The sequence below is a fragment of the Methylophaga sp. genome, assembly GCF_030651745.1.
This window is the reverse complement of sequence record NZ_JAUSCC010000112.1, coordinates 1-1,262: the sequence shown is the minus strand read 5'-3', so window position 1 is coordinate 1,262 and position 1,262 is coordinate 1. Positions and strand designations below refer to the sequence as shown.

The window sequence follows — 1,262 nt, the reverse complement described above, 5'->3', positions numbered from 1 at the left end:
TCGGCCTGCTTGAGGAAGCCGATGATCTGCTCCTATATGGACGCCTCCCAAGTTGCAAGCGCTTTGTGTGTTGGCGGTATTGGCGGGCTGCATTCTTATATCCGGCCTGTTGACGCAGGCGTTGTTGCCCGCTGGCCCTGATGGGATTCGCTGAGAGGTGCCTTGATCTTCGGATCGAGCTTCGAGAGCTCCGGAACAGATTCAGGCCCTACCTCTCCCGGTCCAACCTATTCAGCCATCACACATCTTCGCGCTGCCAAACTTCAGTTTCCTTGAGCCGCCATGCAGGTCACGCTGCTGAATATCGGACCTCTGGCGTGTAGTTCCTTTCGTGCGCGAGCAGCGCCCAAATCGTTCGTGCAATCTTGTTAGCCAAAGCAACCACAGCGACGTTCCATGGTCTCTCGCGCATCAGGCGTTCAAGCCAGGGTGAATGCTCCTTCTGGCGCGCCATGACCGCCCTGGCGCAGTGAATCACCATGGCTCGCAGATATGAGTTGCCCTGCTTACTCATGCCGAGTATGCGCACGCGACCGCCTGTGCCACTGTGCCGAGGCACCACTCCCAGCCAGGCTGCAAATTCGCGGCCAGAGCTGAACTCCTTGGCGTCACCCACCGAGGCAACGATTGAGGTCGCGGTTAACAACCCTACCCCTGGGATCTGCAGCAGACGTTCGCAGCGCTCGTCAGATCGCTTGAACGCTTCCAACTTGCGTTCGATCGCATCAACCCGTTCTGACAGCTGAACGATCAATTGGTACTGGTCCCGCATCGCTTCAATCGCCATGGCGGGGATCTTGTTCTCCAGGCTGGCGAATGCCTCTGGCAGACGTTTCACGCACCAATGCCGCCCCTCCGGAAGAGCGAATCCCAACTCGTAGAACACCGCTCTGAGCTGGTGTAGCTGAGCAGTTCGGGCCTTGACCAGGCCGTCTCGCATGGTGTGCAACGCCAAGATCGCCTGCTGGGCTTCAGTCTTGACTGGCACGAAGCGCATTTCGGGACGCTGCGCTGCCTCCCATATCGCCCGAGCATCGGCAGCATCGTTCTTGTTGCCCTTGACGAACGGCTTTACAAACTTTGTCGCAATGAGCCGCACCTCGTGGCCAAGCGCGCGCAACTGGCGTGCCCAGTGATGGGAGCTCCCGCAGGCCTCCATCGCAACAACACTGGGCTGCCGATTCGAGAAGAACGGCACCATCTCTGCACGCTTGAGCTTCAGCTTGGTGATTTCTCCTGTCTCGGGATCCACCGAGTGCAAT

General features: G+C 58.8%; 1 protein-coding gene. It reads right to left on the bottom strand.

The features are described from left to right. Positions 1–289 precede the first annotated feature (289 nt). Positions 290–1,261, bottom strand: coding sequence for an IS110 family transposase (locus Q7V21_RS12885; RefSeq protein WP_304917689.1), 972 nt, complete (start codon positions 1,259–1,261; stop codon positions 290–292). Between the last annotated feature and the right edge of the window lies 1 nt (position 1,262).